The sequence below is a fragment of the Kribbella sp. HUAS MG21 genome (assembly GCF_040254265.1).
Lineage (GTDB): Bacteria > Actinomycetota > Actinomycetes > Propionibacteriales > Kribbellaceae > Kribbella.
This window is the reverse complement of sequence record NZ_CP158165.1, coordinates 2708095-2733776: the sequence shown is the minus strand read 5'-3', so window position 1 is coordinate 2733776 and position 25682 is coordinate 2708095. Positions and strand designations below refer to the sequence as shown.

At 69.5% G+C, this 25682-nt stretch carries 30 protein-coding genes and 1 riboswitch; of the genes, 15 read left to right on the top strand and 15 right to left on the bottom strand.

Going from position 1 to position 25682, the window contains the following annotated elements; all coding sequences use genetic code 11:
* The first annotated feature begins 23 nt into the window (after positions 1 to 23).
* Positions 24 to 527: a DinB family protein gene (locus ABN611_RS13340; protein ID WP_350280165.1), complete on the top strand. Its 504-nt coding sequence runs from the start codon at positions 24 to 26 to the stop codon at positions 525 to 527.
* Positions 528 to 532: 5 nt separating this feature from the next.
* Entirely contained in the window at positions 533 to 1231 is a 699-nt protein-coding gene (locus tag ABN611_RS13335) for a pirin family protein (RefSeq protein WP_350280164.1), read from the top strand.
* Here ABN611_RS13335 and ABN611_RS13330 read toward each other — a convergent pair.
* The gene (locus ABN611_RS13330) at positions 1228 to 1557 is read right to left on the bottom strand and encodes an L-rhamnose mutarotase (protein ID WP_350280163.1); all 330 of its coding nucleotides are present in this window, start codon (positions 1555 to 1557) and stop codon (positions 1228 to 1230) included. The genes ABN611_RS13335 and ABN611_RS13330 overlap by 4 nt on opposite strands.
* Positions 1558 to 1786: 229 nt before the next feature.
* Between ABN611_RS13330 and ABN611_RS13325 the strand changes: the two genes are divergently transcribed.
* Positions 1787 to 3691 carry a penicillin-binding transpeptidase domain-containing protein gene (locus ABN611_RS13325; protein ID WP_350280162.1) on the top strand — a complete coding sequence of 635 codons (1905 nt, stop codon included), beginning with the start codon at positions 1787 to 1789 and terminating at the stop codon, positions 3689 to 3691.
* Between the two features lie 79 nt (positions 3692 to 3770).
* On the top strand, positions 3771 to 4109 hold the full coding sequence (locus tag ABN611_RS13320; protein ID WP_350280161.1) for a zf-TFIIB domain-containing protein: 339 nt from the start codon (positions 3771 to 3773) through the stop codon (positions 4107 to 4109).
* 6 nt (positions 4110 to 4115) lie between these two features.
* Here ABN611_RS13320 and ABN611_RS13315 read toward each other — a convergent pair whose 3' ends face one another.
* Positions 4116 to 4529: a PaaI family thioesterase gene (locus ABN611_RS13315; RefSeq protein WP_350280160.1), complete on the bottom strand. Its 414-nt coding sequence runs from the start codon at positions 4527 to 4529 to the stop codon at positions 4116 to 4118.
* A 69-nt stretch (positions 4530 to 4598) separates the two neighbouring features.
* Here ABN611_RS13315 and ABN611_RS13310 point away from each other — a divergent pair, with 69 nt between their 5' ends.
* From ABN611_RS13310 to ABN611_RS13285, 6 genes are all read left to right on the top strand, one after another.
* A complete protein-coding gene (locus tag ABN611_RS13310; protein WP_350280159.1) occupies positions 4599 to 5063 on the top strand; it encodes a GNAT family N-acetyltransferase in 465 nt (154 codons plus the stop codon).
* Positions 5064 to 5326: 263 nt separating this feature from the next.
* Positions 5327 to 6349, top strand: a complete 1023-nt coding sequence (locus tag ABN611_RS13305) for an ATP-binding cassette domain-containing protein (protein WP_350280158.1) — start codon at positions 5327 to 5329, stop codon at positions 6347 to 6349.
* Positions 6346 to 7158, top strand: a complete 813-nt coding sequence (locus ABN611_RS13300; RefSeq protein WP_350280157.1) for an ABC-2 family transporter protein — start codon at positions 6346 to 6348, stop codon at positions 7156 to 7158. The genes ABN611_RS13305 and ABN611_RS13300 overlap by 4 nt, the downstream gene beginning before the upstream one ends.
* Positions 7155 to 7997, top strand: a complete 843-nt coding sequence (locus ABN611_RS13295; RefSeq protein ID WP_350280156.1) for an ABC-2 family transporter protein — start codon at positions 7155 to 7157, stop codon at positions 7995 to 7997. Before ABN611_RS13300 ends, ABN611_RS13295 begins: the two co-directional genes overlap by 4 nt.
* An 18-nt stretch (positions 7998 to 8015) precedes the next feature.
* Complete coding sequence (locus tag ABN611_RS13290) at positions 8016 to 9095, top strand: DNA polymerase IV (RefSeq protein ID WP_350280155.1); 1080 nt, start codon at positions 8016 to 8018, stop codon at positions 9093 to 9095.
* A gap of 32 nt (positions 9096 to 9127) precedes the next feature.
* A complete protein-coding gene (locus ABN611_RS13285) occupies positions 9128 to 10321 on the top strand; it encodes a Fic family protein (RefSeq protein WP_350280154.1) in 1194 nt (397 codons plus the stop codon).
* 38 nt (positions 10322 to 10359) lie between these two features.
* On the opposite strand, the gene ABN611_RS13280 is transcribed toward ABN611_RS13285, so the two are convergent.
* The 3 genes from ABN611_RS13280 to ABN611_RS13270 are packed head-to-tail and all read right to left on the bottom strand — an operon-like array spanning position 10360 to position 13295.
* On the bottom strand, positions 10360 to 11343 hold the full coding sequence (locus ABN611_RS13280; protein WP_350280153.1) for an aminoglycoside phosphotransferase family protein: 984 nt from the start codon (positions 11341 to 11343) through the stop codon (positions 10360 to 10362).
* Between the two features lie 7 nt (positions 11344 to 11350).
* Positions 11351 to 12190, bottom strand: a complete 840-nt coding sequence (locus tag ABN611_RS13275; protein ID WP_350280152.1) for an amidohydrolase family protein — start codon at positions 12188 to 12190, stop codon at positions 11351 to 11353.
* A gap of 13 nt (positions 12191 to 12203) precedes the next feature.
* Positions 12204 to 13295: a mandelate racemase/muconate lactonizing enzyme family protein gene (locus tag ABN611_RS13270; protein ID WP_350280151.1), complete on the bottom strand. Its 1092-nt coding sequence runs from the start codon at positions 13293 to 13295 to the stop codon at positions 12204 to 12206.
* A 114-nt stretch (positions 13296 to 13409) separates the two neighbouring features.
* On the opposite strand from ABN611_RS13270, the gene ABN611_RS13265 reads away from it, so the two are divergent.
* From ABN611_RS13265 to ABN611_RS13250, 4 genes are read left to right on the top strand one after another with little or no spacing between them, the layout of a single operon-like run.
* Positions 13410 to 14114, top strand: coding sequence for a GntR family transcriptional regulator (locus ABN611_RS13265; protein ID WP_350280150.1), 705 nt, complete (start codon positions 13410 to 13412; stop codon positions 14112 to 14114).
* 19 nt (positions 14115 to 14133) lie between these two features.
* Positions 14134 to 14985, top strand: a complete 852-nt coding sequence (locus ABN611_RS13260) for a fumarylacetoacetate hydrolase family protein (protein ID WP_350280149.1) — start codon at positions 14134 to 14136, stop codon at positions 14983 to 14985.
* 36 nt (positions 14986 to 15021) lie between these two features.
* Positions 15022 to 15621 carry a class I SAM-dependent methyltransferase gene (locus ABN611_RS13255; RefSeq protein ID WP_350280148.1) on the top strand — a complete coding sequence of 200 codons (600 nt, stop codon included), beginning with the start codon at positions 15022 to 15024 and terminating at the stop codon, positions 15619 to 15621.
* Positions 15622 to 15631: 10 nt separating this feature from the next.
* Positions 15632 to 16009 (top strand): VOC family protein, encoded by a 378-nt coding sequence (locus ABN611_RS13250; protein ID WP_350280147.1) that lies wholly within the window; start codon positions 15632 to 15634, stop codon positions 16007 to 16009.
* 3 nt (positions 16010 to 16012) lie between these two features.
* Here the strand turns inward: ABN611_RS13250 and ABN611_RS13245 are convergent, their stop codons facing one another.
* Genes ABN611_RS13245 through ABN611_RS13220 form a run of 6 tightly spaced genes read right to left on the bottom strand, consistent with a single transcriptional unit; the run spans position 16013 to position 19587 of the window.
* The gene (locus ABN611_RS13245; RefSeq protein ID WP_350280146.1) at positions 16013 to 16399 is read right to left on the bottom strand and encodes a hypothetical protein; all 387 of its coding nucleotides are present in this window, start codon (positions 16397 to 16399) and stop codon (positions 16013 to 16015) included.
* A gap of 56 nt (positions 16400 to 16455) precedes the next feature.
* On the bottom strand, positions 16456 to 16827 hold the full coding sequence (locus ABN611_RS13240; protein WP_350280145.1) for a hypothetical protein: 372 nt from the start codon (positions 16825 to 16827) through the stop codon (positions 16456 to 16458).
* A complete protein-coding gene (locus tag ABN611_RS13235; protein ID WP_350280144.1) occupies positions 16824 to 18020 on the bottom strand; it encodes an alpha/beta hydrolase in 1197 nt (398 codons plus the stop codon). Before ABN611_RS13235 ends, ABN611_RS13240 begins: the two co-directional genes overlap by 4 nt.
* Positions 18021 to 18077: 57 nt before the next feature.
* Positions 18078 to 18647 (bottom strand): histidine phosphatase family protein, encoded by a 570-nt coding sequence (locus ABN611_RS13230; protein WP_350280143.1) that lies wholly within the window; start codon positions 18645 to 18647, stop codon positions 18078 to 18080.
* Positions 18644 to 19384: a CbtA family protein gene (locus ABN611_RS13225; protein WP_350280142.1), complete on the bottom strand. Its 741-nt coding sequence runs from the start codon at positions 19382 to 19384 to the stop codon at positions 18644 to 18646. The genes ABN611_RS13230 and ABN611_RS13225 overlap by 4 nt, the downstream gene beginning before the upstream one ends.
* A gap of 5 nt (positions 19385 to 19389) precedes the next feature.
* Complete coding sequence (locus ABN611_RS13220) at positions 19390 to 19587, bottom strand: CbtB domain-containing protein (protein ID WP_350280141.1); 198 nt, start codon at positions 19585 to 19587, stop codon at positions 19390 to 19392.
* A 36-nt stretch (positions 19588 to 19623) separates the two neighbouring features.
* Positions 19624 to 19753: riboswitch (cobalamin riboswitch) on the bottom strand.
* 849 nt (positions 19754 to 20602) lie between these two features.
* On the opposite strand from ABN611_RS13220, the gene ABN611_RS13215 reads away from it, so the two are divergent.
* Entirely contained in the window at positions 20603 to 21172 is a 570-nt protein-coding gene (locus ABN611_RS13215) for a LysE family translocator (protein WP_350280140.1), read from the top strand.
* Positions 21173 to 21219: 47 nt separating this feature from the next.
* Here ABN611_RS13215 and ABN611_RS13210 read toward each other — a convergent pair whose 3' ends face one another.
* From ABN611_RS13210 to ABN611_RS13195, 4 genes are read right to left on the bottom strand one after another with little or no spacing between them, the layout of a single operon-like run.
* On the bottom strand, positions 21220 to 22584 hold the full coding sequence (locus tag ABN611_RS13210) for an MFS transporter (RefSeq protein ID WP_350280139.1): 1365 nt from the start codon (positions 22582 to 22584) through the stop codon (positions 21220 to 21222).
* Positions 22585 to 22622: 38 nt separating this feature from the next.
* Positions 22623 to 22988, bottom strand: coding sequence for a DUF1304 domain-containing protein (locus tag ABN611_RS13205; protein WP_350280138.1), 366 nt, complete (start codon positions 22986 to 22988; stop codon positions 22623 to 22625).
* A 16-nt stretch (positions 22989 to 23004) separates the two neighbouring features.
* Positions 23005 to 23919, bottom strand: a complete 915-nt coding sequence (locus ABN611_RS13200) for a hypothetical protein (protein ID WP_350280137.1) — start codon at positions 23917 to 23919, stop codon at positions 23005 to 23007.
* A 49-nt stretch (positions 23920 to 23968) separates the two neighbouring features.
* Positions 23969 to 25381, bottom strand: a complete 1413-nt coding sequence (locus tag ABN611_RS13195; protein WP_350280136.1) for a DEAD/DEAH box helicase — start codon at positions 25379 to 25381, stop codon at positions 23969 to 23971.
* Between the last annotated feature and the right edge of the window lie 301 nt (positions 25382 to 25682).

Below are 25682 nucleotides of genomic sequence, written 5' to 3'. Positions count from 1 at the left end.
ATTGGGTCGGCTACGGTCCGCGCATGAGTTACGAGATGCGGCCGCCGCTGGTGGCGGACGAACGCACGCAGTTGATCGGTTGGCTGGACCTGCAACGGGCGCTGGTCCGGCGCAAGCTGGACGGGCTGGCCGGGGCCGACGAGCACCGCCCGGTGCTGCCCGCGTCGCCGTTGATGACACCGGCGGGCTTGGTGTCGCACATGCGGTGGACCGAGCACTGCTGGTTCAACGTGATCTTCCTGGGCGAGCCGGAATCGGACAACCCGCAGTTCCGGAAGGAGCCGCAGAGCGCCGACATGCGAGTGGACGGCGTACCGCTGGCACGGCTGCTGGACGAGTTCGAGGCGCAGTGCGAACGGTCGAACGAGATCGTCGCGGCGCACTCGCTCGACGATGTCGGGAAGGACCCGGAGTACGCGCCGACGTTGCGGTGGATCATGCTCCACATGCTCGAGGAGACCGGCCGCCACGTCGGCCACCTGGACGCGATGCGGGAGCTGCTCGACGGGCAGACGGGGTATTACTAGATCTCGTGGAGATTCACCGGGCTGGCGAGCGGTTCGCGACGCGGTCGGAGTGGCTGGAGTCGTGGCATTCGTTCTCGTTCGGGGAGCATTACGACCCGGGGAACGTGGGGTTCGGGTTCCTGGTGGCGCACAACGACGAGGTGGTGGCGCCGGGGAACGGGTTCGGGGCGCATCCGCATCAGGATCTGGAGATCGTCACCTGGGTACTGCGGGGGTCGCTGGCGCACCGGGACTCGGAGGGGAACAGCGGCGAGGTGCACCCGGGGCTCGCGCAGCGGATGAGTGCGGGCTCGGGGATCCGGCACTCGGAGTGGAACGACGGGGCCGAGCCGGTGCACTACGTGCAGATGTGGGTGCGGCCGGATCGGCTCGACCTGCCGCCGTCGTACGAACAGGCAGAGCTCGACCTGACGACCGGTGAGCTGGTCCCGGTGGCGTCCGGGCTCGCGAAGCATGCGGCGAGTACGGCGATCCGCATCAACCAGCCCGCGGCCGGGATGTCCGTCGCGCGCCTGGCTCCGGGCGGCGCCGTCACGCTGCCCGCCGCGCCGTACGTGCACCTGTTCGTCGCCGCGGGTACGGCGACCCTCGAGGACGCCGGCGAACTCGGTACCGCGGACGCCGTACGACTGACCGGCACGGACGGCCGGCGGGTCACGGCGGGGCCGGACGGCGCCGAGCTGCTCGTCTGGGAGATGTCCTAGTCGGTCTGTTCGCTCATGGTCCAGACATGCCGCAGGCCCTGCCCCGCCACGCCTTCCGGGTTCTCGGCGAAGCCCTCGACGAACTGGCTCATGTGCTGCTGCCACCGCTGGTCGGTGGGGTCCTTGCGCAGGTACGCGACCGCGGCCTCGAAGTCGTCGGTGACGACCAGGTGGAAGAGGTCGCGCCCGCTGCGCCAGATCGACCAGTCGCTGATGCCCGCGGCGTGCATCGCCGTGATCAGCTCCGGCCAGACGCGAGCGTGCTCGAGCTCGTAGGCCTCTTCGGTACCGGGAATCAGGCGGCTGTGCAGCGCTAGGCGGGTCACAAAGGAGCAGAATACGCCCGCCGCCAGCCGGGTGGAACGCGGTTCCAGAATCCGGCCCCGCCGATATGCGCAGGCACTTGGTCCCGATTCGCCCGTGCTTTGGTGCCAACTCCGCAGCGGGTAGGCGCGTCGTACTTGCGCGGGTTGAGTAGTTTCGCCCTCGTGGTCGGGAACCACACGCCGAAGACTGTGCCCGGTGTCCATCCGTCGTCGTGCGAGAGTTGAGAACGTGAAGCGAACCACTGCCATCGTCTGCCTGAGTAGTCTGCTGATCACCGCTGGTTGTTCGGACAGCAAGTCCGGTGGCGGCGGGAAGTCCGGGAGCGACGAGCAGCAGGCGTCCGGCGCCGTCATCAAGCAGTTCGCCGACGCGTGGGTGAAGGCCTGGGCGCCGAACGGGAAGCCCGACGCGGCCGGGGCGCTCACCGACAACCCGACCGTGTTCGCGAAGCGGCTCGACGACGTCGACAGCGCGCTCGTCGCCAGCACCGTCACGGTCGCGCCGCAGGGCGACCCGAAGTGCTCCGACGAGAACAACTGCACCCAGGAGCTCGCCGTCGAGGCGCAGCTGCGCGGCATCGGCGCGATGAAGTGGACCAGTACGGCGACCGCGGTGAAGACCGGCGACACCTGGAAGATCAAGGCCGCCGGCGACACGATCTACCCCGGTCTCGGCGAGAACAACTACCTCAAGCGGGTGCGCACGCTGCCGGCCCGGGCCTCGATCCTGGACCGCAACGGCGTCGCGCTGACCGCGAACCGGCCGGTCGTGATCGTCGGCGTCGCGTCGGGCACGAAGGCGACGGCGGCGACGTACGCCGCGTTCACGAAGCACCTCGACGTGGACGGCGCGAAGCTCGCCGCGCGCGCGAAGGCGGCGCCCGCCGGGCAGTTCGTGGACGCGATCACGATCCGCGCCGAGGAGTGGGAGAAGCTCCGGCCGATCATGGGCAAGCTGCCCGGGCTGCTGACGATGGGCGGCACCCAGTCGCTGCCACCGACGTCGACGTTCGCCCGTTCGGTGATCGGCACCATGAAGACCGCGACCGAGGAGACCCTGAAGAACGCGGGCCCGACGGCCTCGACGCAGGACCAGGTCGGTACGACGGGACTGCAGTACGCGTTCCAGCAGCAGCTCGCCGGTACGCCGGGCGGCACGGTCACGCTGCGGGACGGCAAGACGAAGCTGACGGTCGAGACCGTGTTCAACCAGAAGGGCACCGCCGGCAAGCCGGTGAAGACGACCCTGGACACGAACCTGCAGAAGGCCGCCGAGGCCGCGCTGGCGACCAGCAAGCTGCCGGCCTCGCTGGTCGCGGTGCAGGCGTCGACCGGCCAGATCCTCGCGGCGGCGAACGGGCCGGAGGCGACGAACTACAACCGCGCCTTCCAGGGCCGGTACGCGCCGGGCTCGACGTTCAAGATCGTCACCTCGGCGGCGCTGCTGGGCAGCGGTGAGACGACCACGACGCAGCTGCCGTGCTCGAACACGATCAACGTGTTCGGTAAGACCTTCAAGAACTACGACGGCCTCGCGGCGTACGGCAACGGCACCATGCAGAAGGCGTTCAACGAGTCCTGCAACACCGCGTTCATCTCGCAGCACGGGCGGCTGCCGAAGGACGGGATGACGAAGGCCGCGGCGCTGTTCGGCATCGGGCGGGACCTGGACCTGTCGATCTCGGCGTACGGCGGTCAGGTCCCGGCGCCGAAGGACGACGTCGAGGAGGCCGCGTCGATGATCGGCCAGGGCACGGTCACCGCCAGCCCGCTGGCGGTCGCGCTGGTCGCGGCGACCGTCGACCACGGTACGGCGATGAAGCCGGTGCTGGTGCCCGGCAAGGACGCGGCCGGCCCGGCGGCGTCCCCGTTGCCCCCGGCAACTGTCGCGGCGCTGCGGACGTTCATGCGGACGACGGTCACCGGCGGCACCGCGAAGGTGCTGGCCGGCAACGGCGCCGTGGCCGCGAAGACCGGTACCGCCGAGGTCGTCGTGAACGGCAAGGTCGCCACCAACGGCTGGATGGCCGGCTACCGCGGCGACGTCGCCTTCGCCGTCATCGTCGAGGGCGGCGAGTCCGGCTCCAAGGCCGCCGGCCCGATCCTCAAGACCTTCCTGTCCAGCTTCAAGTGACCTGAGAGTCGGACTCCGAAGATCCTGAGAGTTGGCTGAGAGACGGAACGGCGGGGAATTCGTCACTTATCGTTGTCGGATGGAGAGCCTGATCTGTCCCAAGTGCCGGGGTGCGATGCGGACGTACGAGCGCAGCGGCATCACCGTCGACCAGTGCACCGAGTGCCGCGGGATCTTCCTGGACCGCGGTGAGCTGGAGCACCTGGTGGACGCCGAGCAGCGGTTCAACGCCGCGCCGCCCCGGCGCGAGGAGAAGCGGTACGAGGAGAAGCGGTACGACGACCGCCGGTACGACGACAACCGGCGCTACGACGACGACCGCCGGCACGACGACCGGCACTACGACGACCGCCGGTACGGCAACCAGCAGTACCAGAAGAAGCGGAAGAAGTCCTTCCTGGACGAACTCTTCGACTGACCCCGTTCACCGCCGTACGGAGATCACTGTCCCCTGAGCCACCGCGCACAAGGTCTCGCTCCCCGCGCTGACCGTGCGCAGCTCACAGGTGCAGGTCGCCGTACGGCCACCCGCGTGCACGACCTTCGCGACGGCCCGCAGTACGTCGCCCTGCGCCGGCCGCAGGTAGTTGATCGTGAAGCCGCCGGTCAGCACCTCCGACCCGAGCGCCGCGCCGCCCGCGAAGGTCAGCGCGTTGTCCGCGGCGTACCCGAGGACGCCGCCGTGCAGGAACCCGTTCTGCTGCAGGAGTTCCGCGCGGATGTCGAGCTCCAGCGTCGCGCCGCCGTCCCCGAACGCGGTCACCCGCGCACCGACCAGCACGCTGAACGGTTGCGCCGCCAACAACTTCTGAGCCAGTTCCAAGGTCAGATCCGCCACCCGCGCACGATATGTCAGTTGCTGCAATCAGTGCTGCTGCCGGGCGTCGGCGGGTCTATCGTCGGACCCGTGACCACGCCCCCGGTGCACCTTCGCCCGATCACCGACGCCGAGTACCCGGCCTGGAGGGACCGGTCCGTGGCGTCGTTCGCGACCGGCATCGGGCCGTCGCGGGGGCTGTCCGGCGACGCGGCACTGCAGTTCGCGGACGCCGAGACCGCGAAGCTGCTGCCGGACGGCCCGGCCACCGACCAGCAGCTGATCTGGATCGCCTGGGCGGGCGCCGAACCGGTCGGCAGCCTCTGGATCAGCCTGCGGTCCCGGGTGCCGTTCGTCTACGCCGTCGAGGTGGACCGCGACCAGCGCGGCAAGGGCTACGGCCGGGCCATCATGCTCGCCGGCGAGGAGGAGTGCCGCCGCCGCGGGTACACCCAGCTGGACCTGAACGTGTTCGGCGACAACCGTACGGCGATCGCGCTCTACGACTCGCTCGGCTACACCGTGATCTCGCAGCAGATGCGCAAGCAGCTCTGAAACCGGGTGGACGGCGTTTTCCGGTCCGGCATACCGTGGTCGTGGCAGCCGCACGTCGGAAGGACCCACAGGGAGCGATGTCGACACGTCGAGATAAGGGTTGATATCCGTTCAACCCCCGCGGTCGAGCCGGACCGCGTAGCCGGGACGGACCTCTGGTGTCCGCCTGGCCGATCTCACCTGACGTGAGCGGCCTGCGCTCTGCGCGTTTTGCGCGTTGACGCTGCCCGGTCCCGACACTCTCTCGAAAGCGGTGCACTTCCGTGACGCCTGTTCACGACCTGCCGCCGGTCATCGCGGCACACGACCTGACCAAGACCTACACGTTCCACCAGCAGCGCGCCGGCCTCGGCGGGGCGCTGAAGAGCCTGGTACGGCGAACGTACGAGACCCGGCTCGCGGTCGACCGGATCTCGTTCTCGATCGACCGCGGCGAGGTCGTCGGACTGCTCGGCCCGAACGGCGCCGGCAAGACGACCACGCTGAAGATGCTGTCCGGCCTGCTCTACACGACCTCCGGCGACCTGGAGGTGCTCGGCCACACCCCGTCGGACCGCAAGCACGACTACCTGCGCCGGATCGCGCTCGTGATGGGCCAGAAGACGATGCTGTGGTGGGACGTCCCGGCGATGGAGAGCCTGCTGCTGCACAAGGACATGTACGGGCTGTCCACCGCGGAGTTCGAGCGGAACGTCGCCGAGCTCGCGGAGCTGCTCGAGGTCGAGCACCTGCTGAACGTGCAGGTCCGCAAGACCTCGCTCGGTGAACGGATGAAGCTCGAGTTGATGGCCGCGCTCGTCCACGGGCCGGAGATCCTGTTCCTGGACGAGCCGACGATCGGGCTGGACGTGGTCGCGAAGGCCCGCGTCCGGTCGTTCCTGGCCGACGTCAACCGGGTCCGCGGTACGACGATCCTGATCACCAGTCACGACATGGACGACATCGAGGCGCTCTGCTCGCGGGTGATGATCATCGACCACGGCCGGCTGCAGTTCGACGGCGGGCTCGACGACCTCGTCCGGACGGCGCGGCCGCGCAAGCTCGTGCGGGCGACGTACGCCGCCCCGGTCGACGCGACGCGGCTCGCCGGGCTGGACGGGGTGAGCGCGGTCGACGTGTCCGGTCCGACCGTGACGCTCGAGGCGGACCGGGAACGCGCGGGCACGGTCCTGGAGCAGCTGACGCGCCTCGGTCCGCTGGTCGACCTCGACGTCGCGGACGCGGACATCGAGGACATCATGCGCGACCTGTTCCTGCGCCGCAGCACGCTCGGGGACGCCTCATGAACGCCGTGACACGCAACCTGCGCGTCGTACGGCGGATGACGGCGGCGGAGATCGCGCAGCAGTCCGTGTACCGGGGCGCCTGGATCATCTTCATGCTGGCGAACATCACCGTGCCGATCATCTCGCTGCTGATCTGGCGGACCGCGCTCGCGAGCGGCGCGGAGCTTCCGGTCGACGAGCGGTACGTCACGACGTACTTCGTGCTGCTCGGCTTCGTGACGATGGCGACGTCGTCGTGGATGGCGGGCTTCCTCGCCACCGACATCCGGATGGGCAAGCTGTCGAGCTGGATGGTCCGGCCGGCGTCGCTGCTGGTCGGGTTCGTCGCGAACAACGTGTCGGAGAAGTTCCTGAAGCTGTTCGCGCTGGTGCCGATGATCGGGATCGTCTGGTGGATCTTCCGGGACTCGATGAACATCCCGGCGGACGCGGGCCGGTGGCTGCTGTTCGCGGTCAGCATCCTGCTCGGGGCGGTGCTGGTGTTCACGATCGACATCCTGATCGCGTCGCTGGCGTTCTGGATGGACGACGTCAGCGCGCTGGTGCAGGCCCGCGTGATCGTCGCGAGTGTGCTGTCCGGCGCCGTCGTACCGCTGGCGCTGATGCCGTCGTGGTCGCGCGGGTTCGTCGACCACCAGCCGTTCCGGTACACGGTGTCGTTCCCGGTCGAGATCGTCGCGGGTCAGCTGAGCGGGCGCGAGCTGCTCGCGGGTCTGGGTTTCCAGCTCGGGTACGTCGTCCTGTTCGCGCTGATCGCCCGCGTCGTGTGGTCAGCGGGGATCCGCGCGTATTCGGCGGTGGGCGCATGACGACGTACTTCGCGGACAGGCGGCCGCTGGATCGGAACTGGTTGCACAGGCAGTGGCGGCACCTGCGGTTGTGGCGGCGGTTCTTCGCGCAGGCGGTGGTGCGGGAGACGCACTTCCGGGCGCATTTCGTGACGACGCTGCTCGTGGGCCTGGTGCAGTTGGGGCTCGGGATCGTGCCGACGTTGCTGCTGTTCGGGTTCACCACCGAGGTGCACGGGTGGTCGCGGGCGGAGGTGATCGCGCTGGTCGGCGTGTTCCAGATCGTCACCGGGCTGATCGCGACGTTCGTGGCCCCGAACCTGAACCGGATGACGACGTACCTCACCGAGGGCGAGCTGGACGGCGTCCTGCTGCGGCCGGTGTCGAGCCAGTTCTACTTGACGCTGCGCTGGATCAACGTCGCGGAGCTCACGAACGTTGCCAGCGGCATCGTGGTGCTCGTGATCGGGCTGGTGCAGGCGGGGATCGTGCCGGGGGTCGCGCAGGTCGCGCAGGCCGTCGTACTGCTGGGTTGTGGACTGGTGCTGCTGACGGCGGTGTGGTCGGCGATGTCGTTCCTGGCGTTCTGGCTGCAGTCGGTGAATCCGATCGGGTTCGTGTTCCTGAACCTGATGGAGGCCGGGCGGTACCCGTTGGTGTTCTTCCCGGTCGCGGTGCGGACGTTCCTGACGTTCGCGTTCCCGGTGGCGTTCGCGACGACCTTCCCGGTGCAGGCACTCGCGGGCGATCTCGGGTGGGGTCCGGTCGCGGTCGGGATCGGGCTGGCGGTGGTGGCGCTGCTCCTGGTCCGGCTGCTGTGGCGGCGCGGGCTCCTGACGTACTCCAGTGCGTCCAGCTGATGTGGTTACCTGTGACGTATGAGCTGGTGGGTCCTGCACGTGGACATGGATCAGTTCATCGCGGCTGTCGAGATCCGGCGCCGGCCTGAGTTGCGGGGACTGCCTGTCGTGGTCGGCGGGTCCGGTGACCCGACCCGGTCGCGGCAGGTGGTCGCCACGGCGTCGTACGAGGCGCGGGAGTACGGCGTGCATTCCGGGATGCCGGTGCGGGCGGCGTACAAGAAGTGTCCCGACGCGGTGTTCCTGCCGTCGGATCCCGCTGCCTACGAGGCGGCGTCGACCGAGGTGATGGACACGCTGCGGTCGTTCCCGGTCGTGGTGGAGGTGTGGGGCTGGGACGAGTGCTTCGTGGGCGCGGAGACCGAGGACCCGGAGACGCTGGCTGCCGAACTGCGGGCCGCCGTCGAGTCCCGCACCGGGCTCACCTGCTCGGTCGGCATCGGCGACAACAAGACCCGCGCCAAGCTCGCCACCGGCTTCGCCAAGCACGAACGCTCCCACGCCGAGCCCTTCGAGGGCGCGGGTCCCACAGCTGGGATCTACCGGCTGACCGCGGCGAACTGGCGTGCGGTCATGGACCACCGCCCCGTCCGCGACCTGTGGGGCATCGGCCCGCGGATGGAACGCAACCTCAACGAACTGGCCATCAGCACGGTCGCCGAACTGGCCGCCGCCGACCTCGACATGCTCAAGAAGCGCTTCGGCCCCAAGATGGGCGCCTGGTACGCCGCCCTCGGCCGCGGCCTGGGCGACACGCAGGTCACCGACGTCCCCCGCGTACCGGTCTCCCGCAGCCACGAGGAAACCTTCCCCGCCGACCTGGTCGAACGCACCGACGTGGAACGCGAACTCCGCCGCATCGCCGTCGAGGTCACCGAGGAGGTGGTAGCCGACGGCCGCACCATCCAACGCGTCTGGGTAAAACTCCGCTTCACCACCTTCTACACCCCCATCAAAAGCCGCAAACTCCCAGCTCCCACCCAAGACCCCGAAGTCATCGCCACCACAGCCCTGGCACTACTCGAGAAGTTCGACCTCAAACGCCCCATCCGCCTCCTAGGCGTCCGCGTCGAATTCGTTCCCGAGAGCGCTATATAACTTTAGTTGGATAAAGTTATATAGTGGCTGGTGTGAACCAACTGTCGGTGGGATGGGAGCGGTGCGCGTGGGAGGCTGCGCCCGACACACCCATGTCCCGCCGCGAGCGCGCCGCGGCGCGAGGTACGTACCTGGCCTCGATCCCGCCGGCGATCTCGGGGATGGACTTCGACATCGCCTCCGACGTCGCCGCCGAGGCCGAGGATGCGCTTCTCGAGATCTCCCGCTTCGACGCCGAACTGGCCGCGGCCCTCCCGCGAGCAGATGGTGAACTCGCTCCGCTCGCGGTGGTTCTGCTCCGGACCGAATCGGCTTCGTCCTCGCAGATCGAGGGTGTCACCGCCGGCGCGAAAGCGCTGGCCATCGCCACCCTGAACGAGTCCTCCGGGCAGAACGCCCGCATGGTCGCAGCGAACGTCGAGGCCATGCAGAAGGCGATCGATCTCGCGGACGATCTCAGCACCGCGTCGATCCTCGCCGCTCACCAGGCGCTGATGCACGACCAGGCGTACGCGCTGCCCGGGCGGCTGCGCGACGGGCAGGTCTGGATCGGAGGTGGTCCGACTCCGCACACTGAGACATTCGTACCGCCACGGTGGGAGCGGGTTCCGGCTCTGATGGACGACCTGGTCGCCTTCTGCCGGCGCACTGATGTCCCGGTCCTCACCCAGGTCTCACTCGCGCATGCTCAGTTCGAGACGATCCATCCGTTCAACGACGGGAACGGACGAACCGGCCGCACCCTGGTCCATGCGATGCTTCGTCGCTCCGGCGTCACCCGACGCCTGACCGTCCCGGTCTCGGCCGGTCTACTCACCAACACCGATGCGTACTTCACGGCGCTCGGCTCATACCGTGCAGGTGATCCAGCGCCGATCATCACGCAGTTCAGCCGTGCGTCGTTCGCTGCCGTCGGCAACGGCCGCCGCCTCGTCAGCGACCTGAACGCCGTGTATGCCAAGTGGCAGCAGGACCTCACCTCACGGAGAGGCTCAGCCGCCCGTCGCCTCCTGCCACACCTACTCAGCCAGCCGGCCGTCACCGTCAAATACATCCAGGAACATCTGGCTGTCTCACAGCCGGCTGCGCAGCGGGCCGTCGATCAACTGGTCGATGCCGGCATCCTGAGGCAGATCTCCACCGGCAAGCGGGACCGCGCCTGGATCGCGCGCGACGTGATCGCGGCGCTCGACGACTTCGCAACCCGCGCCGGCCGCCGTAGCTGAAGCCGGCCTGATGCGAATCTGTGGGAAAGTCCGCCTTCTCACCTCCGGAGTTCGGCCAGCACGTTCTGCATCGCTTCGTGGCTGTCCCCCACGGCGGCGGGGTTGGCGAGGCGGTGGCGTTCGAGGCGGATTGCGGCCAGGTGGCGGGCTTCGTAGATCCCTGCGCGCCAGGTAGCGGCGGGGGAGCGGTCGAGGTCGCCGTAGGAGGTCCAGAAGGCTTCGCGTTCGTCTTGTTTTGCTTGGGCCATTCGGATTGTCCAGTCGGCGGCGGGGTCGCCGAACTCGGTGCGGTCGAAGTCGAGTACGCCGGAGATGGACGGCTCGGGCGCTTCCGCGTCCAGGAGGCAGTTGACCGTCCAGAGGTCGCCCGTCAGCAGTCGTGGGTCCCGGATCTCGTCGAGCGTCGCGCGGCCTTCTTCGGCGAGCGTTGCGGCCTTCCGTACGTCGGCTGCGTCGAGGCCCGCCCTTTCCAGGTCGTCCGCGATCTGGGTCAGGGACGCGATGACGACGGCGCTCCAGGACGTGTACGGCGGTCCGTCGACCCGGCCGAAGTGCGTGCCGCGGACGTCGTGGACCGTGCGGGCGATCGCCCCGAGCCGGCGGAAGAACGTCGTACGGCCGGAGCGTGGGTAGTTGCCGAGGTGCTCGGGTGCGGGGATGCCGGGGAGACAGGTCTGAATCATCCAGTCCCGGTCGACGACCTCGTGCGACCAGTCCACGGCCAGCACCCGCGGCAGCAACGGCGCGATCACCGCGAGCCAGGGCAGGCTCGCGTACTCGTTCCGCATCAGCCGGAACTCGGAGCCGAACTGTGCCGACTCCTCGGGCGCGACGCGCAGCACCACCGGCTCGGACCGCCCCGCCACCTCCAGGCGGTAGACGCTGTTATACGCCCCGAACCCCAGCTCGACAGCCCTCTCCGCCGTGGCCCCGAACGCCCGCCGGCAGATCGCCTCGATCTCCGCGGCCGTCAGTCCGCGCTGGAAGGCGTCCGGCTCTCGCGCAACGGCCTGCAGCTCCATCTCGCCGCTACAGGTTGTAGATGCGAGTGGCGGTGGTGGTGAAAACGGCTTCGCGGTCTGTGGCGGACAGGTTGCTGGTGAGGGTTTCGGCGGTTTCCACCACCTCGGCGTAGGTGGCGGCGAGGAGACAAACGGGCCAGTCGGAGCCGAACATGACGCGGTCGGGCCCGAAGGCAGTCAGGACCGTGTCGGCGTAGGGCTGGAGGTCTGAGGGTTTCCAGGTGTCCCAGGGCGCCTCGGTCACCATGCCCGAGAGCTTGCAGGTGACATTGGGGAGCGCGGCCAGCTCGCGCAACGACGTCGCCCAAGGATCCACCGGCTCGCCGATCGTCGGCTTGGAGATGTGGTCGACGACGAAGCTGAGCTGCGGCAGGTTGCGCGCGGCCTGGATCGCGGCGGGCAGCTGCGGCGGCTTCGTCAGCAGGTCGTACACAAGCCCCGCGTCCGCGACAGCCGCCAGCCCTCGTTGTACGTCGGGACGCAGCAGCCAGTCGGCATCCGGCTCGTCGTGGACCTGGTGCCGGATCCCCTTCAAATACGAGCCGTCGGGCCGCGCCCGCAGGCCGGCCAACTGATCGGCGACATCGTCCGCGGTCAGGTCGACCCAGCCGACCACGCCCGCGACCAGATCGTTGCCAGCGGCAAGCTCCAGGAACTCGACCGTCTCCTCGACCTGCCCGACCGTCTGCACCACCACCGTCGACGTGACGTCCGCGGCGGCGGCCAGCGGCACCAGGTCGTCGATCGAGAACGTACGACGAATCGGATCCATCTCCGCCCCGACCATCCACGTCTGTTCGCGGACGCTCAGGTCCCACACGTGATGATGGGCGTCGACTCGGCTCATGTTCAGACCTTCCTCATCCGACCCGGCGGTCGTCGATGGCGTCCTGGTTCCAGTCGATGCCGAGACCGGGGGTGTCCGGCGCGACCGCGTGCCCTTCGACGATATCCATCTCGCTCGACGTGATCGCGCGCAACTGCGGGATGTGTTCGACGTACCGGCCGTTGGGTACGGCGGCCGTCAGGCTGACGTGCAGCTCCATCAGGAAATGCGGGCACACCGACAGGTTGAACGTCTCCGCGAGGTGCGCGACCTTGAGCCACGGCGTGATGCCGCCGATCCGCGCGACGTCGACCTGGATGATCCCGGCCGCGCCCGCGGCGGCGTACTCCCGGAACTGCGAGACGGAGTACAACGACTCCCCGACCGCGATCGGGATCGAGGTCGACTCGGCCAGCCGGACGTGCCCGGTCAGGTCGTCGGCCGGCAACGGCTCCTCGAACCACGACAGGTCCACCGCCTCGAAGGCGGCGGCCCGGCGGCGCGCCTCCGGGTAGGTCATCGACTGGTTCGCGTCGACCATGATGTCCATCGACGGCCCGACGGCGTCCCGGACCGCCCTGAGCCGCTCCAGGTCCTCGTGCACCCGCGGCTTGCCGACCTTCAGCTTCACGCCCGGCCAACCGGCCTTCTGCGACGCCAGCGCGCCCGCGACCAGCTCGTCGGTTGTCAGGTGCAACCAACCGCCCTCGGTGTCGTACAGCGGCACGCGCTGCCGGTAGCCCCCGGCCAGCCGCCACAACGGCTCACCCGCGCGCAGGCACCGCAGGTCCCACAGCGCGGTGTCGACCGCCGCGAGCGCGAGCGAGGTGATCGCGCCCACGGTCGTCGCGTGCGTGGACCAGAACAGGTCCGACCAGAGCGCCTCGACGTTCCGCGCGTCCGCACCGGTCAGCCGCGGCAGCAGATGGTCCCGTAACAGAGCGAGTACGGCGGTACCGCCGGTCCCGATCGTGTACGAGTACCCGAGGCCGGTCAGCCCGTCCGCCGTGGTCAGCGAGACGAAGATCGTCTCCTGCTTGAGAAACGCCTGGACGGCGTCCGTGCGGACGGTCTCCACCTCGAGGTCGACCAGGTACGCCTCGGCCCGGACGATCGCCGTACTCACCATTGTCTCCCAAGATCCTATAGGATATTGCGCATCCCGATGCTCCCGCTTCACACTGAAAGCGTCAAGACGGACCGCGAGTCGGGCACAATGGGGGCTCGGGAGGAGCGACAGGTGACGGATGCGCATGCAGGTCTGGCCGGGCAGCTCACCCGCCTGCCCCAGCGACAGGTGCTGAGCGACGACGTCTACGAGACGGTCAAGGGCCTGATCATGGACAGCGTGGTCGAGCCGGGCACGCGGTTGAACATCGACGCACTGACCCGTGAGCTGGGCATTTCGCAGACCCCGATCCGGGAGTCGCTGGCCCGGCTGGAGTCCGACGGCCTGGTGATCAAGGAGCCGCTGCGCGGTTACCGGGTGTCCTCGCGGCTGACCCGCGAGGAGTTCGAGGACCTCTTCGAGTACCGGTTGCTCATCGAGCCGTGGGCCGCCGGGCGTGCCGCCGAGCGCGCCGGCGCCGAGGACCTGGCCCGGCTCAAGGCGGAGATGCTCAGCTACACCGACGTACCGGACCGCCCGGCGTACGAGAGCTACCGGGCGATGGCCGCGCACGACCAGCGGTTCCACGACCTGGTGCTGGAGCTGTCCGGCAACGAGACGGCCCGGCTGTCCTTCCAGCGGACGCACTGCCACCTGCACCTGTTCCGGCTGTACTACGGTGGCGGCATCGCGACGAAGGCGTTGCGAGAGCACAAGGCCGTGGTGACCGCCGTCCGCAAGGGCGAACCGGAGGAGGCGGTCGCGGCGATGCGAGCGCACATCGAGGCCTCCCGCGAGCGCCTGCGGCCGATGTTCGACGCTGCCACCAAGGACTGACCGACGCAGGGAGACATCCGTGGAACTGCTCCGCCTCGGGGCAGTCGGCGAGGAGCGCCCGTACGTGCGCGCCGCCGACGGCACCGTTCACGATCTCAGCCCGCTGACCGCCGACATCGACGGCGCCTTCCTCGCCGCCGACGGCATCGCGCGAACCCGAGCCGCGCTCGAGGCCGGTGAACTGCCGGCCGCCTCCGTCGAAGGCCTGCGGACCGGTGCTCCGATCGCGCGCCCCGGCGCGGTGGTCTGCATCGGCCAGAACTACGCGGCGCACGCCGCCGAGTCCGGCGCCGAGCCGCCGAAGCAGCCGATCGTGTTCTTCAAGCACCCGAACACCGTCGTCGGACCGTACGACGAGGTGCTCGTGCCGCGCGGCTCGACGAAGACCGACTGGGAGGTCGAGCTCGCGGTCGTGATCGGCAAGCCGGCGCGGTACGTCGAGACGGACGCGGACGCGCTCGCCTGCATCGCCGGGTACGCCGTGTCGAACGACGTGTCGGAGCGCGCGTTCCAGCTCGAGGTGTCCGGCGGGCAGTGGTCGAAGGGCAAGTGCTGCGAGACGTTCAACCCGCTCGGTCCCGCGCTGGTCCCGGCCGACGAGATCGAGGACGTGCAGAACCTGCGCCTGAAGTCCTGGGTGAACGGCGAGCCGCGCCAGGACTCGACCACGGAGGACATGATCTTCTCGGTGGCGGCGCTGATCCGCGACCTCTCGCAGTACATGGTGCTGAGCCCCGGCGACATCGTGAACACCGGTACGCCGGAGGGCGTCGCGCTGTCGGGCCGTTTCCCGTACCTGTCGCCGGGCGACACGATGGAAATGGAGATCGAGGGCCTCGGCCGCCAGCGGCAGACGCTCGGCAAGGCCTGAGGAAAACTGTCCCCGGCCGGCTCTACAGTCGGCCGGGTGACCTTCCTGGATGACATCAGCACCTCGTACGACAACGTCGCCGTCTCGTACGCCGAGCTCGTGGTCGACGGGGCCGAGTGGGAAGCGCCCGCCTTCGACCTGCTCGCGACACTCGTCGCGGGCAGCGGCCGGACCGTCCTGGACGTCGGCTGCGGGCCCGGGCGGACCACCGCGCTGCTCGCCGAGCGCGACCTGCCGGTCATCGGCATCGACCTCTCGCCGGGGATGATCGAGGTCGCCCGCCGCGACCACCCGGAGCTCGACTTCCGCGTCGGCTCGATGACCGCGCTCGACCTCCCGGACGGTTCCGCCTCCGCCGTCGTGTCCTGGTGGTCGATCATCCATCTCCCGCGCGACGTCGTACCGCAGGCGTTCGCCGAGTTCCACCGGGTGCTCGCCCCGGGCGGCGTGCTGCTGATGGGTTTCCACGTCGGCGAGGAGTCCACGCACAAGACCTCCGGGTACGGCGGTCATCCGATGAACATCTACGTCCACCGCTGGACCGGCCCCGCCCTCACCGAGCTGGCCGTCGCGGCCGGACTCACGCCGTACGTCGTCTCGGGAATTCCCGACGACCGGCTGCTCTTCCAGAAGTAGTCTCGGCGGCATGACTTCTCGCGTGCGAACGGTGACGTTCGATGCCCACGACCCGTACGAGATCGCCGGCTTCTGGCTGCAGGTCCTGAAGGCCGAGCGGCCGGACGACGACCATCCCGGCGACCCGTACGCCTCGGTCACCACCGAGGACCTGACGATCCTGTTCGAGCAGAACGACGACGAGAAGGTGGTCAAGAACCGCGGCCACATCGACCTCGAACCGGACGGTCCGCGCGACGAGGAGGTCGCCTGGCTGCAGACGCTCGGCGCCACCATCGCCCACGACCACCGCAACCCGGACGGCACCGGCTGGGTCGTCATGCAGGACCCGGAAGGCAACGAGTTCTGCGTACTGCGCAGCGCCGCCGAACGCGCCGCCACCTCCTGAGCGCTACAGGTCGTCGACGTACGGGGTCTGGCCGGTGAAGGTGAGGTGCCAGTCGGTGGTGCGGGCGGTGACCGTGAGGTCGTAGCCCTGCCGGCGGGCGACCAGCTCGTGGCGGTCGTCGGCGACCTCGGAGATCGTGACCTTCCAGCCGCGGGACTCGAGCGTCTCCGCGGCGAACCCGATCTGGGCCTCCGGATCCGGGGCGATGGTCGGGTCACCGCTCTCGACCGTGATCGTGCAGACGGACTCCGCGCCCCGGTCGCCGGACAGCGCGCCCTGGTCGACAGGGCCGACGTCCTGGGTCACCACCGGCGTCTGGTCGGGTACGACGATGGCTGCCACCGCCAGGAGCTCCGAGCGGAGGTAGTTGCGCGCTTCGGTCAAGGTCACGCTTCCGTGATACACCGTCCGGCCAAGCGCCGCGAGGACACGCCGTACATCAGTCCTCAAGAAGCCACGGGTGTCTCGCCGGTGAACGTTATCCGCCAGTCCGCCGACCAGGCGTGCACCGCCACCTCGAACCCGTCGCGCACGGCGGCGACCCGGTAGTGACCGTTCTCCGGCGGTACGACGTCCGCGGTCCAGCCGCGCGCCCGCAGCGCGGCGGCCGCGGCTTCGACCTCTGCTGCCGGATCAGGTGACTGAGGGTTACCGGTTTGGACAGTGATTCTGGAGACGGTGGCCGGGCCGCGGCCGTCGAAGAGTACGCCGGGATTGATCGGGCCCGGGTCGTGCGTGACCACCGGACGCTGGTCGGGGACGACGGTTTCCGCCACCGCGAGCAGCTCGTTCCGCAGGAAGTCTCGTCCGTCGGTCATCGTTGCCGCCTCCCGGGCTGATTGTCCCGCCCGCCCGCCTTGTGTGCGCCGGGGATCCGGGTGCCGGTTGGTCGGCTTGCGCCGGTTGCTCGGCCGGCGTCGTTCGCCCGGTGCCTGCCGGCCGCACCGTGCGTGCCGGTCGCCCGGTTCGCCGCCGCTTCGACGGCGGCCGCTGCCTTCGAGGAGGCGGTCGCGCGCGCGATGCCGTCGTACACCGTCGAGGCGAGGCGGGCGATGTCGTTCAGCGGCTGGCCCCACGACGTACCGAGCAGGAGCTTGGTCTCCGCGGAGCGGCTCGTGTCGGTGGTCGTGATGCTGGCCAGGTCACCGCGGACCACCCGCCCGATGTTGCGCAGCGCCTCGCTGTTCGGCCGGTAGTACTCGTTGTGCCAGTGCACCGACACCGGATCGTCGTTCCGCGTCGGGTCGCTGGTCGCCATCCGGACCGCGTCGGGAAAGGTCGCCGGGTCCGGGCCGTGCCATTCGGAGTACGAGACGTAGTCGCCGGGGGCGCGTTCGGTGTACAGCCGGGTCGGCAACTGCACGAAGTCGGCGGCCTCGTCGATGTACTTCGCGATGCCGGGCGAGCCCGTCATCACCAGCCGGTCCGGCCGGGCGCCCGCCAGCACCGCCTGCGCTGCGACGTCGGTGCCGTACGAGTGCGCGACCACCGTGACGTCGGCGTCGTCCGCCTTCAGTTCGTCGAGTTCGGTCAGGAACTCCGCGAGCCGCGGCCCGCCTTCGATCGCCGCGTCCTTCTTGGCGGCCGCGAGCATGCCCTTCGGGGACGGGTAGTCGAACCAGACCGCGACCGCCGTACCCGGACCGGCCTCCTCGCGGATCAGGTCACCGCGGTCCGACTGGCCGCGGAACGTGTCCAGGCTGTTCCCCATCCCGGGCACCAGCACGGCGACGTTCGCGGCCTCCTCGAGGTCGCCGAGGATCTCGATCGCACGCCCCTGTCCCTCCGGATCGACCTTGAGGAACTGCCGCGGCCGCTCGACCTCGACGACGTTGCCCGCGGCATCGACAGCGGTCGTCCTGACCGGTGTGAGCAGCTCCTTGACCGTCTCCAGCCGCGTCCGCTGATCCTCGTCCGCCGTCCCCGCGTCGACCGCCGCCTGCAGGCGCTCGCGGGCGGCGACGAGTATCGCGTGGTTCGCACGGAACCGTTCGGCCAGCTTCTCGGACATTGCGACTCCCCGTGACAGCCGATCCCCTGGGCGTGAGACCGGACGAGTCGCAGTTTGTCAGGTCAAGGGGGTGAAGGCCAGAGACCAGTTGCCGGAGTGGTGTGAGAGGTTGAGCGTGGCGAGGGGGCGTACGTCGATGTGGCGGAGCGACTCGGCCGGGGCGTCGACGACGTACAGGACGACCGCGCGGACCACCGCCGGGTGCACGATCGCCAGCGCCGAGCCGACCTCCCGCTCCGCGAGATCGCCAAGCCAGTCGGCGACCCGGGCGAGGACGTCGTTCTCGGTCTCGCCGCCGGGCGTCGCCAGGTGCGGCCGCTCGAGCCACGCCGACACGGCTTGTGGATCGGAGGCGAGCAGTTCCTCCAGCCCGCGCCCTGCCCATTCGCCGTACTCACGGTCCCGCAGCGCGGACTCGACCACCGGCTCGAACCCCAGCACCGCAGCCGTCCGTACGGCGGCCCGCTCCGGCCCGGAGTACACCACCTCCGCCTGGAGCTTGAGCTCGCGCGCCGCCTCGAGGCCCGCCGGATCCGGCTCGGCGTCACCACCGAGTACGAGTCCGCGCAACGCGGGTGTCAGGGCGTGCGCGACCAGGGTCAGCGCTGTTGGCTTCGGCACCGTCACGCGGCAACCACCTTCGATCTGCTGGGCCGGCGCTCCACCGCGACGGCGTACCCGAAACCGAGCAGGAGCCACAGCGTCGCCTGCGTACCGAGCGAGGCGAACCGGAACTGCCACAGCAGCGTAGCGGGGAACGCCTCCGGAACCTCGTTGATCCGCGGCAGGATCAGGTACGCCGCCACGACGGTGCCGACCAGCCCTACGACACCACCCGCGAGCCGGGCGAGGTCGCCGTACCGCTCCGCCCAGCGGGACAGCGCGCCACCTGCCCAGACCGCGAGCAGGCCGATCACGAGCGTCAGTAGGTACGTGACGGTGCGCCGGGTGATCGTTTCCGGATCACCTACCGCCGGCGGGTTGGGCGGGTACTTGAGGAACGGGACCAGTACGACGCCGACGAAACCCGCCGCGGCGAGGCCGAGCGCGGCGTACGCGTCGTTCCCGGTCCGCAGCTTGCGGCGGAGCAGCGTGAACGCGACCGCGAACAGCCCGCCGAGCGCGACGCCGTACAGGCTGGTAGCGAGGAAGAGACCGGCTCGCTGCCCGTCGCGGCTGACGAGCGGTTCTTCGTCGTGGTGTTCTTCTTCAGCGTGGGTGTGCGCGTGACCGCCGGCCTCTTCGATCGCGATCGCCGCGTCGATCCGCGGCTCGCCCGTCGCATAGGCGAAAGCTCCGGCCAGCAGGCCGGCGAAGAGTCCGACGATCAGTCCGCGCACCAGGAGCGATCCGAAGGTGCGCATCTGAGCTAGTGACAGGGCACGCCGAGCAGGTGCCGGCCGTCGTGCATCAACTCGTGCAGGAACATCCCCGAGCGCGACACCGCCCCCTGGTCGAACCCGACCAGATACGCGAGCAGGAGCATCACACCGACGCTGGCCAACGCGACCGCGAAGAGCTTGGGCGAGAGAGCCGGTACGACGACCGACCGGGCAGGAGCTGCCATCTGAACTGAACCTCCTGGGGAAGTGCGCGTCCCCTTCGAAAGGCTGCTGGTACCCGAGCGTCCTGACTGACGAGCGAACTCGATCACAGTGGCGCGGCCGCGCCGGACTCGCACCGGCTTCCCTCATGGCACCGCAGGTTGACCATCGAACCGTAGAGGCCCTGACGAGCTCCGGTCAACGGGGGCCGCGAGCTCGTGACCTATCGCACGAGCAGTCGATCCCACGCGTGCTTCGCAGGTGCTTACCTCGTCGCTCCGCTCCTCGGCGCACCTGCTCCGCGCGCTCCCACCCACCCCCGGGCTTAGCGCCCGGACATTTGTTTCCGGCTTCCGCCGGGTGTTTCCGGCTTGCGCCGATCTTCCGGCTTCCGCCGGTGCTTCCGGCTTCCGCCGGGAGTTGCCGGCTGCCGCCGTCGAGTTGCGAGCTGCCGCTCGCGTGCGACTGCAGGGCCGACGGCCGTCACGACGACGACCGGATGAGGGGAGCATGGGTCCCGCCCTCACGATGAGGCCCGGCGGTTTGTAGAGCGAGGTGATAAGGCGGCGGAAAGGCAGGCGTTCTTGCCGCCTGCGAGCCTTGTCGGGATCGGATTCACGACCCGGCCGATGGCCTGACGTTGACGGCTCGCCGGTTTGACCTGCGATCTCATGAGCTTCTTCAAGTCCGGTCTCGACACCTCGGTCGGTGGATCACCACCGTTCCTTCGCCACGATTTCCTGGTGACGGGGCATCGGCCTGGCAGTGCAGCGAGCGGCAGCTCGCAGTTCGCCGGCGGCAGCCGGCAACTCCCGGCGGAAGCCGGAAGATCCCGGCGGAAGCCGGAAACAAGAGTCCGGGCGCCAAGCCCGGGGGTGGGTGGGAGCGCGCGTAGCAGGTGCGCCGAGGAGCGCAGCGACGAGGTAAGCACCTGCGGAGCACGCGTGGGCGGCTTATCCTAGGCAGATGCCGTCCGGTCAGCATCTACTCGCGTTTGCGATTACTTCGTTCATCATCATTGTTGTTCCGGGACCCAGTGTGTTGTTCATCGTGGGGCGGGCGCTGGCAGTCGGGCGGCGGGAAGCCGTGTTGACGATGTTGGGGAACACGATGGGTGCCGCGGTCATGCTGGTGCTGATCGCGCTCGGGCTGGGCACGTTGATCGCGGCCAGTGCGGTCGCGTTGACGGTGGTGAAGCTTGTCGGGGCGGCGTACCTGATCTATCTCGGTGTGCAGGCGTTCCGGAAGCGGAAGTCGTTGGCTGCGGCGCTCGCCGGCGAGACCTCGGCGTCCACCGGGCGGAAGACCATGCGGCAGGGGTTCCTGGTCGGCGTGACGAATGCGAAGACCGCGGTGTTCTTCGCGGCGGCGTTGCCGCAGTTCGTCGACAAGGACGCGAGTAGCCCGGCGTGGGCGCAGATCCTGCTGCTCGGGTTGATCTTCAACGTGATCGCGCTCTGCTCGGACAGTGTCTGGGCTTTCGTGGCCGGTACGGCGCGCGAGTGGTTCGCCCGCTCGCCGCGCCGGCTCGAACTGGTCGGTGGTACCGGTGGCCTGATGATCATCGGCCTCGGCGCCAGCATCGCCGTCAGCGGCTCCAAGGAGTAGCGCCCGACGAGGAACGGCGCCAAGGACTGGCAGCCGACGACTGGCGGCTAGGGATTTGCAGTACGGCGGCCCGCTGGGACGCCGAGAAGGGCGAGCAGCGCCGGTAGGCCGAAGGCGACCAGGTACGCCGTCACCGCCGAGTGCGGCTCCAGCGCCGCGAACAACGACCCGCCGATCGCCAAGATCGTTGCTGTAGACAACGAATCGCTGAGCTGCAACGCCGAGCTGTTCGCCCCCTGCTCGTCCCGCTCGGAGTACTCCAGAACCAGCACCGACAGCGTCGGGAACACAGTCCCCATCCCGAGCCCCGTCAGGCCCCAGCCGACGATCCCGACGACGACCGGCACGTTCGGGTTCAGGGTCAACGCCGCCGTGACGATGCCGAGCAGGATCGCGACCATACCGGCCTGCAGGAACACCGCGTGCGAGAACGGCTGCTTCGGCCGCCCGCGGTACCACGACGCCGCCGTCCAGCTCAGCGCGCTGACCGTCAGCACGAGTCCAGCGAGCGACGGCGACAGACCGCGCTCCCGAGTCAGCATCAGCGGCAGGAACACCTCCGCTCCGAACCCAGCAGCCGCGACCAGCCCGCGCAGCGCGATCACCGACGGCAGCCCGCGCCCGAAAGCGAAAGTGCCGGAAGGCAGCAACCGCGGGCCGAAGGCAACCACCCCGGCCAGCCCGATCGCCAGCAGGACGAGCTGTACGGCGCCACGCTGCTGGCCGCCGTAGTGCAGCAGCCCCACCCCGACCGCAGCCGCGACCGCCCACAGCGCGCGCTTGTCCCACAGCCGTCCAGGACGTACGTCGTACGCGCTGCCCCGCGCCAGCCCCGGTCGCATCACGAGTGCCGCCGGTACTGCGATCACCGGTACGGCGAGGAACACGAGCCGCCAGTTGGTGTGCTCGACGATCAGCCCTGCGATCGCCGGGCCGACGAGCGACGGCACGACCCAACCGGTCGCGAACGCGGCGAAGATCCGCGGCCGGAGGCGGGCCGGGTACAGCTGGCCCACGACGACGTACAGCGCGACCGTGAGCAGGCCCGAGCCGAAACCCTGGATGATCCGCCCGGCGACGAGGACCGCCATCGACGGTGCCAGGCCCGCGATCAGCAGGCCGGCCAGGAACCACGCCGTACCGTGCCAGAGCGGACGGGTCGGGCCCTTCAGGTCGCTCCAGGTGCCGGAGACGACCATCGCGACGACGCCCGACGCGAGCGGACCGCCGAACGCGAGCGCGTACAGGCTGAGTCCGTCCAGGGACTGCGCGACGGTCGGCATCGCGGTCGCGACGGCCAGCGACTCGAACGCGACCAGGGTGATCAGCGCGACCATCCCGATGGTCAGGGCGCGGTACTGCGGGGAGAGGACGCCGCCTGTCTCAGTGGTCGGCTCGGCCAGGGTTGTCATGCCGAGAACGATCGGCCCTCAAGTGCACTTTAAGTCAACTAGAGCGCTGCGGCGAGGACGATCGCGGCGATCGGCGGCAAGGCCTGGGTGGCCGCGGCGCGCAGCATCCGGCGGTCGGAGACGGCGAGTACGACGCCCGCGCCCGCCATGCACGCACACGCGAAGAGCGCGATGGCGTGGCCCTTGTCGCCGCCCCAGATCAGGCCGCCGAGTGCGCCGATTGCCAGGAACAGGTTGTAGAAGCCCTGGTTGAACGCCCACGGCCGTACCGCGTCCACCTCGGTCTCTTTCACCAGGAACTGGCGGTACGTGCTCGGCCTGCGGAACAACACGCTCTCCATGGCGAACACCGCGACATGGAACACACCCGCGACGACGACGAAGACCTGCGCGATCGCACTCATGAGTGGACGCTAGCGCCTACATGCGCCAATCGGTGGCGAAGGCGCGCGCCGGGTTGGTTCGGAAGATCGCGTCGGCGATGTCCGCGCCGAAGTACCGGGTCAGGCGTGGTTTGAGGTGAGTCAGCAGGTACGGCATGCCGGGGCCCTCGCCGGTGGCGGCGCGGGCTCGGGCGCTGGTGGTGTCGCCGCCGAGGAGGAGGCGGTCGGCGTACCCGGCGTCGATCAGTGCGGCGAGGCAGTCGATGAGCCGCGGGTCGGTGGCGCTGTTCGCGCGCGACGGTCCGTCGAACGCGAGCCACGCACCGCGCCGCGCGAGGTCGTGATGCGCGCGGTGATCCGGGAACCGGTTGAGGTGCCCGAGGATGATCGCGGCCGGGTGGACGTCGAGCTTGTCGACGAGCAGATCGAGTACGGCGTCCGCGGCCGAGCCGAGCTCGTGGTGTACGGCGATCGGGGCGTTCGTGGCGTGATGTGCCTCGGCGGCGGCACGCATGACGAGCTCGGCGTGGGCGTCGAGGATGTGGAAACCGCCCGCGACCTTGATCAGCCCGGCGCGGACCTGGGTGTCGCCGATCCCGGTCGTCAGCTCACGCACGAAGATCTCGGCGAGCTGGTCGCGCACCTTGTCGACGTACCCGTCCGGGTAGTGCTCGAGCCGGTGCAGACCGGTCGCGGCGACGATCGAGACACCGGTCCGCGTCGAGATCCCCGGCAGCACCTCAGCGCGCCGATTCAGCCCGTGCGGGGTCCACTGCACAACCGCCTGCCCACCCACATCCGCAAACGCCCGCACCTCGGCAGTCGCAGCCGCAACATCATCCAACGCCTGATCCGCAGGCAACGCCACCGACTGAAAGAACAAATGATCATGCGAGTCGGCAACCCCCAGCGCCTCCGGCACCAGGTCCCCCAAAACCGCCCGAACCCGCATCAACACCCTCTCCCCGTCAACACGTCGCCATCCAGCGTAGGGCGCGGGCTCAGGCAGCCTGGCGACCGGGACCGCGACGCCGGCCGCGACCCCGGCGGGACGAGGCGCGGGTCGGGGCGGCTGATCCGTCGCCACCGGACTGCCCGCCGGCAGGACGCTGACCGGGCCGGTCGCCGGTGGTGCGTTGGTTGGGGCGCTGGCCTCGGGAGCGGCGGCGGGTGGTGGTGGCTTGGTTGGGTTGGGTGGGGGCTGGTTTGGGGGGTGGCGTTGTGTAGGTGCGTTCGCCGGGGGCGAGGGTGGTGAGGAGGGGGTCGCCGGTGGTTAGTTTGGTGATTTGGGGGGTGATGCCGGCTTTGCGGGTGAGGTCGCGGACGTCGCGGACCTGGTCGTCGGTCATCAGGGTGACGACTGTGCCTTCGGCGCCGGCGCGGGCGGTGCGGCCGGAGCGGTGCAGGTATGCCTTGTGCTCGACCGGCGGGTCCGCGTGGATGACCAGCGTGACGCCGTCGACGTGGATGCCGCGGGCGGCGATGTCCGTGGCGACCAGCGTCTTCGCCGTACCGTCGGCGAATGCCTCCAGGTTGCGCGTACGCGCGCCTTGCGACAGGTTGCCGTGCAGCTCGACGGCCGGCACGCCCTGAGCGATCAGCTTCCGAGCCAGCGCCTTGGCGCCGTACTTCGTCCGCGTGAACACCAGCGAACGCCCCGGCGCCGCGGTCAGGTCGACCAGCACCGGGAGCCGAGTGTCCGGCTGGACGTGCAGGACGTGGTGCGTCATCCGCGCGACCGGCGACTTGGCCGAGTCGACGCTGTGCGTGACCGGGGCGTTCATGAAGCGCCGTACCAGCACGTCGACGCCGGCGTCCAGCGTGGCCGAGAACAGCAGCCGCTGGGCGGTGCCGGGCGTCGCCTCGAGGATCCGGCGTACGGCGGGGAGGAAACCGAGGTCGGCCATGTGATCGGCCTCGTCGAGCACGGTGATCTCGACCGCGTCGAGCTTCGCGTGGCCGGCGGTGATGTGGTCCTCGAGGCGGCCCGGGCAGGCGACCACGATGTCGGTGCCCTTGCGCAGGCCGGTGATCTGCGGGCCGTGCCCGACACCGCCGAAGATCGTCATCGAACGCAGGCCGAGCGCGTCGGCGAGCGGCGTGATCGAGGCCTGGATCTGGGTGGCGAGCTCGCGGGTCGGCGCGAGGATCAGCGCGCGCGGCTGGTTCGGACGGCGTTTGGCGGCGCTGGTCGCGAGCCTGGCCAGGACCGGCAGGACGAAGGCGTACGTCTTGCCGGAACCGGTGCGGCCGCGACCGAGAACGTCCTTACCGGCCAGGGAATCCGGCAACGTCGCCGACTGGATCGGGAACGGCGTCGTCACACCGGCCGCGGCAAGCGCGTCGACGAGACGATCGGGTACGCCGAGCTCGGCGAACGTCCGGTTGTCCACAGCAACCGCTTCATTGCTCACAGCAACATCAAGCGGATGCTCGGTGGCCGGCCGAGCAGCGCCGGAGCGACGCCGGCGACGCGACCGGCCCTGACCGGCCGGCTTGGGGGACGTAGTGGATTGGTCTTGCGTGGTTGATGACGTGGGGCGGCGGGCCGCCATAGAACTACTCCAAATGTCGGGGGTCGTCCTGCCCGGCGCGGCTCGGGGCCGCGGCGCGTGGTGGTCGACTGCTGGCGCAGAGTGTTTGCGCGCACCGGCCCGAGGCAGAACTGGGCGGGCCGTCCGTCACAGCGTACGGCACCGCGGGTCGAAACCCCGC

Excerpts from the sequence above, each read along its gene's own strand:
- ABN611_RS13340 (WP_350280165.1), top strand. The coding sequence starts at position 24 with ATGAGTTACGAGATGCGGCCGCCGCTGGTGGCGGACGAACGCACGCAG.
- ABN611_RS13320 (WP_350280161.1), top strand. The coding sequence starts at position 3,771 with ATGGAGAGCCTGATCTGTCCCAAGTGCCGGGGTGCGATGCGGACGTAC.
- ABN611_RS13300 (WP_350280157.1), top strand. The coding sequence starts at position 6,346 with ATGAACGCCGTGACACGCAACCTGCGCGTCGTACGGCGGATGACGGCG.
- ABN611_RS13295 (WP_350280156.1), top strand. The coding sequence starts at position 7,155 with ATGACGACGTACTTCGCGGACAGGCGGCCGCTGGATCGGAACTGGTTG.
- ABN611_RS13290 (WP_350280155.1), top strand. The coding sequence starts at position 8,016 with ATGAGCTGGTGGGTCCTGCACGTGGACATGGATCAGTTCATCGCGGCT.
- ABN611_RS13280 (WP_350280153.1), bottom strand. The coding sequence starts at position 11,343 with ATGGAGCTGCAGGCCGTTGCGCGAGAGCCGGACGCCTTCCAGCGCGGA.
- ABN611_RS13275 (WP_350280152.1), bottom strand. The coding sequence starts at position 12,190 with ATGAGCCGAGTCGACGCCCATCATCACGTGTGGGACCTGAGCGTCCGC.
- ABN611_RS13250 (WP_350280147.1), top strand. The coding sequence starts at position 15,632 with ATGACTTCTCGCGTGCGAACGGTGACGTTCGATGCCCACGACCCGTAC.
- ABN611_RS13240 (WP_350280145.1), bottom strand. The coding sequence starts at position 16,827 with ATGACCGACGGACGAGACTTCCTGCGGAACGAGCTGCTCGCGGTGGCG.
- ABN611_RS13235 (WP_350280144.1), bottom strand. The coding sequence starts at position 18,020 with ATGTCCGAGAAGCTGGCCGAACGGTTCCGTGCGAACCACGCGATACTC.
- ABN611_RS13225 (WP_350280142.1), bottom strand. The coding sequence starts at position 19,384 with ATGCGCACCTTCGGATCGCTCCTGGTGCGCGGACTGATCGTCGGACTC.
- ABN611_RS13220 (WP_350280141.1), bottom strand. The coding sequence starts at position 19,587 with ATGGCAGCTCCTGCCCGGTCGGTCGTCGTACCGGCTCTCTCGCCCAAG.
- ABN611_RS13210 (WP_350280139.1), bottom strand. The coding sequence starts at position 22,584 with ATGACAACCCTGGCCGAGCCGACCACTGAGACAGGCGGCGTCCTCTCC.
- ABN611_RS13205 (WP_350280138.1), bottom strand. The coding sequence starts at position 22,988 with ATGAGTGCGATCGCGCAGGTCTTCGTCGTCGTCGCGGGTGTGTTCCAT.
- ABN611_RS13200 (WP_350280137.1), bottom strand. The coding sequence starts at position 23,919 with ATGCGGGTTCGGGCGGTTTTGGGGGACCTGGTGCCGGAGGCGCTGGGG.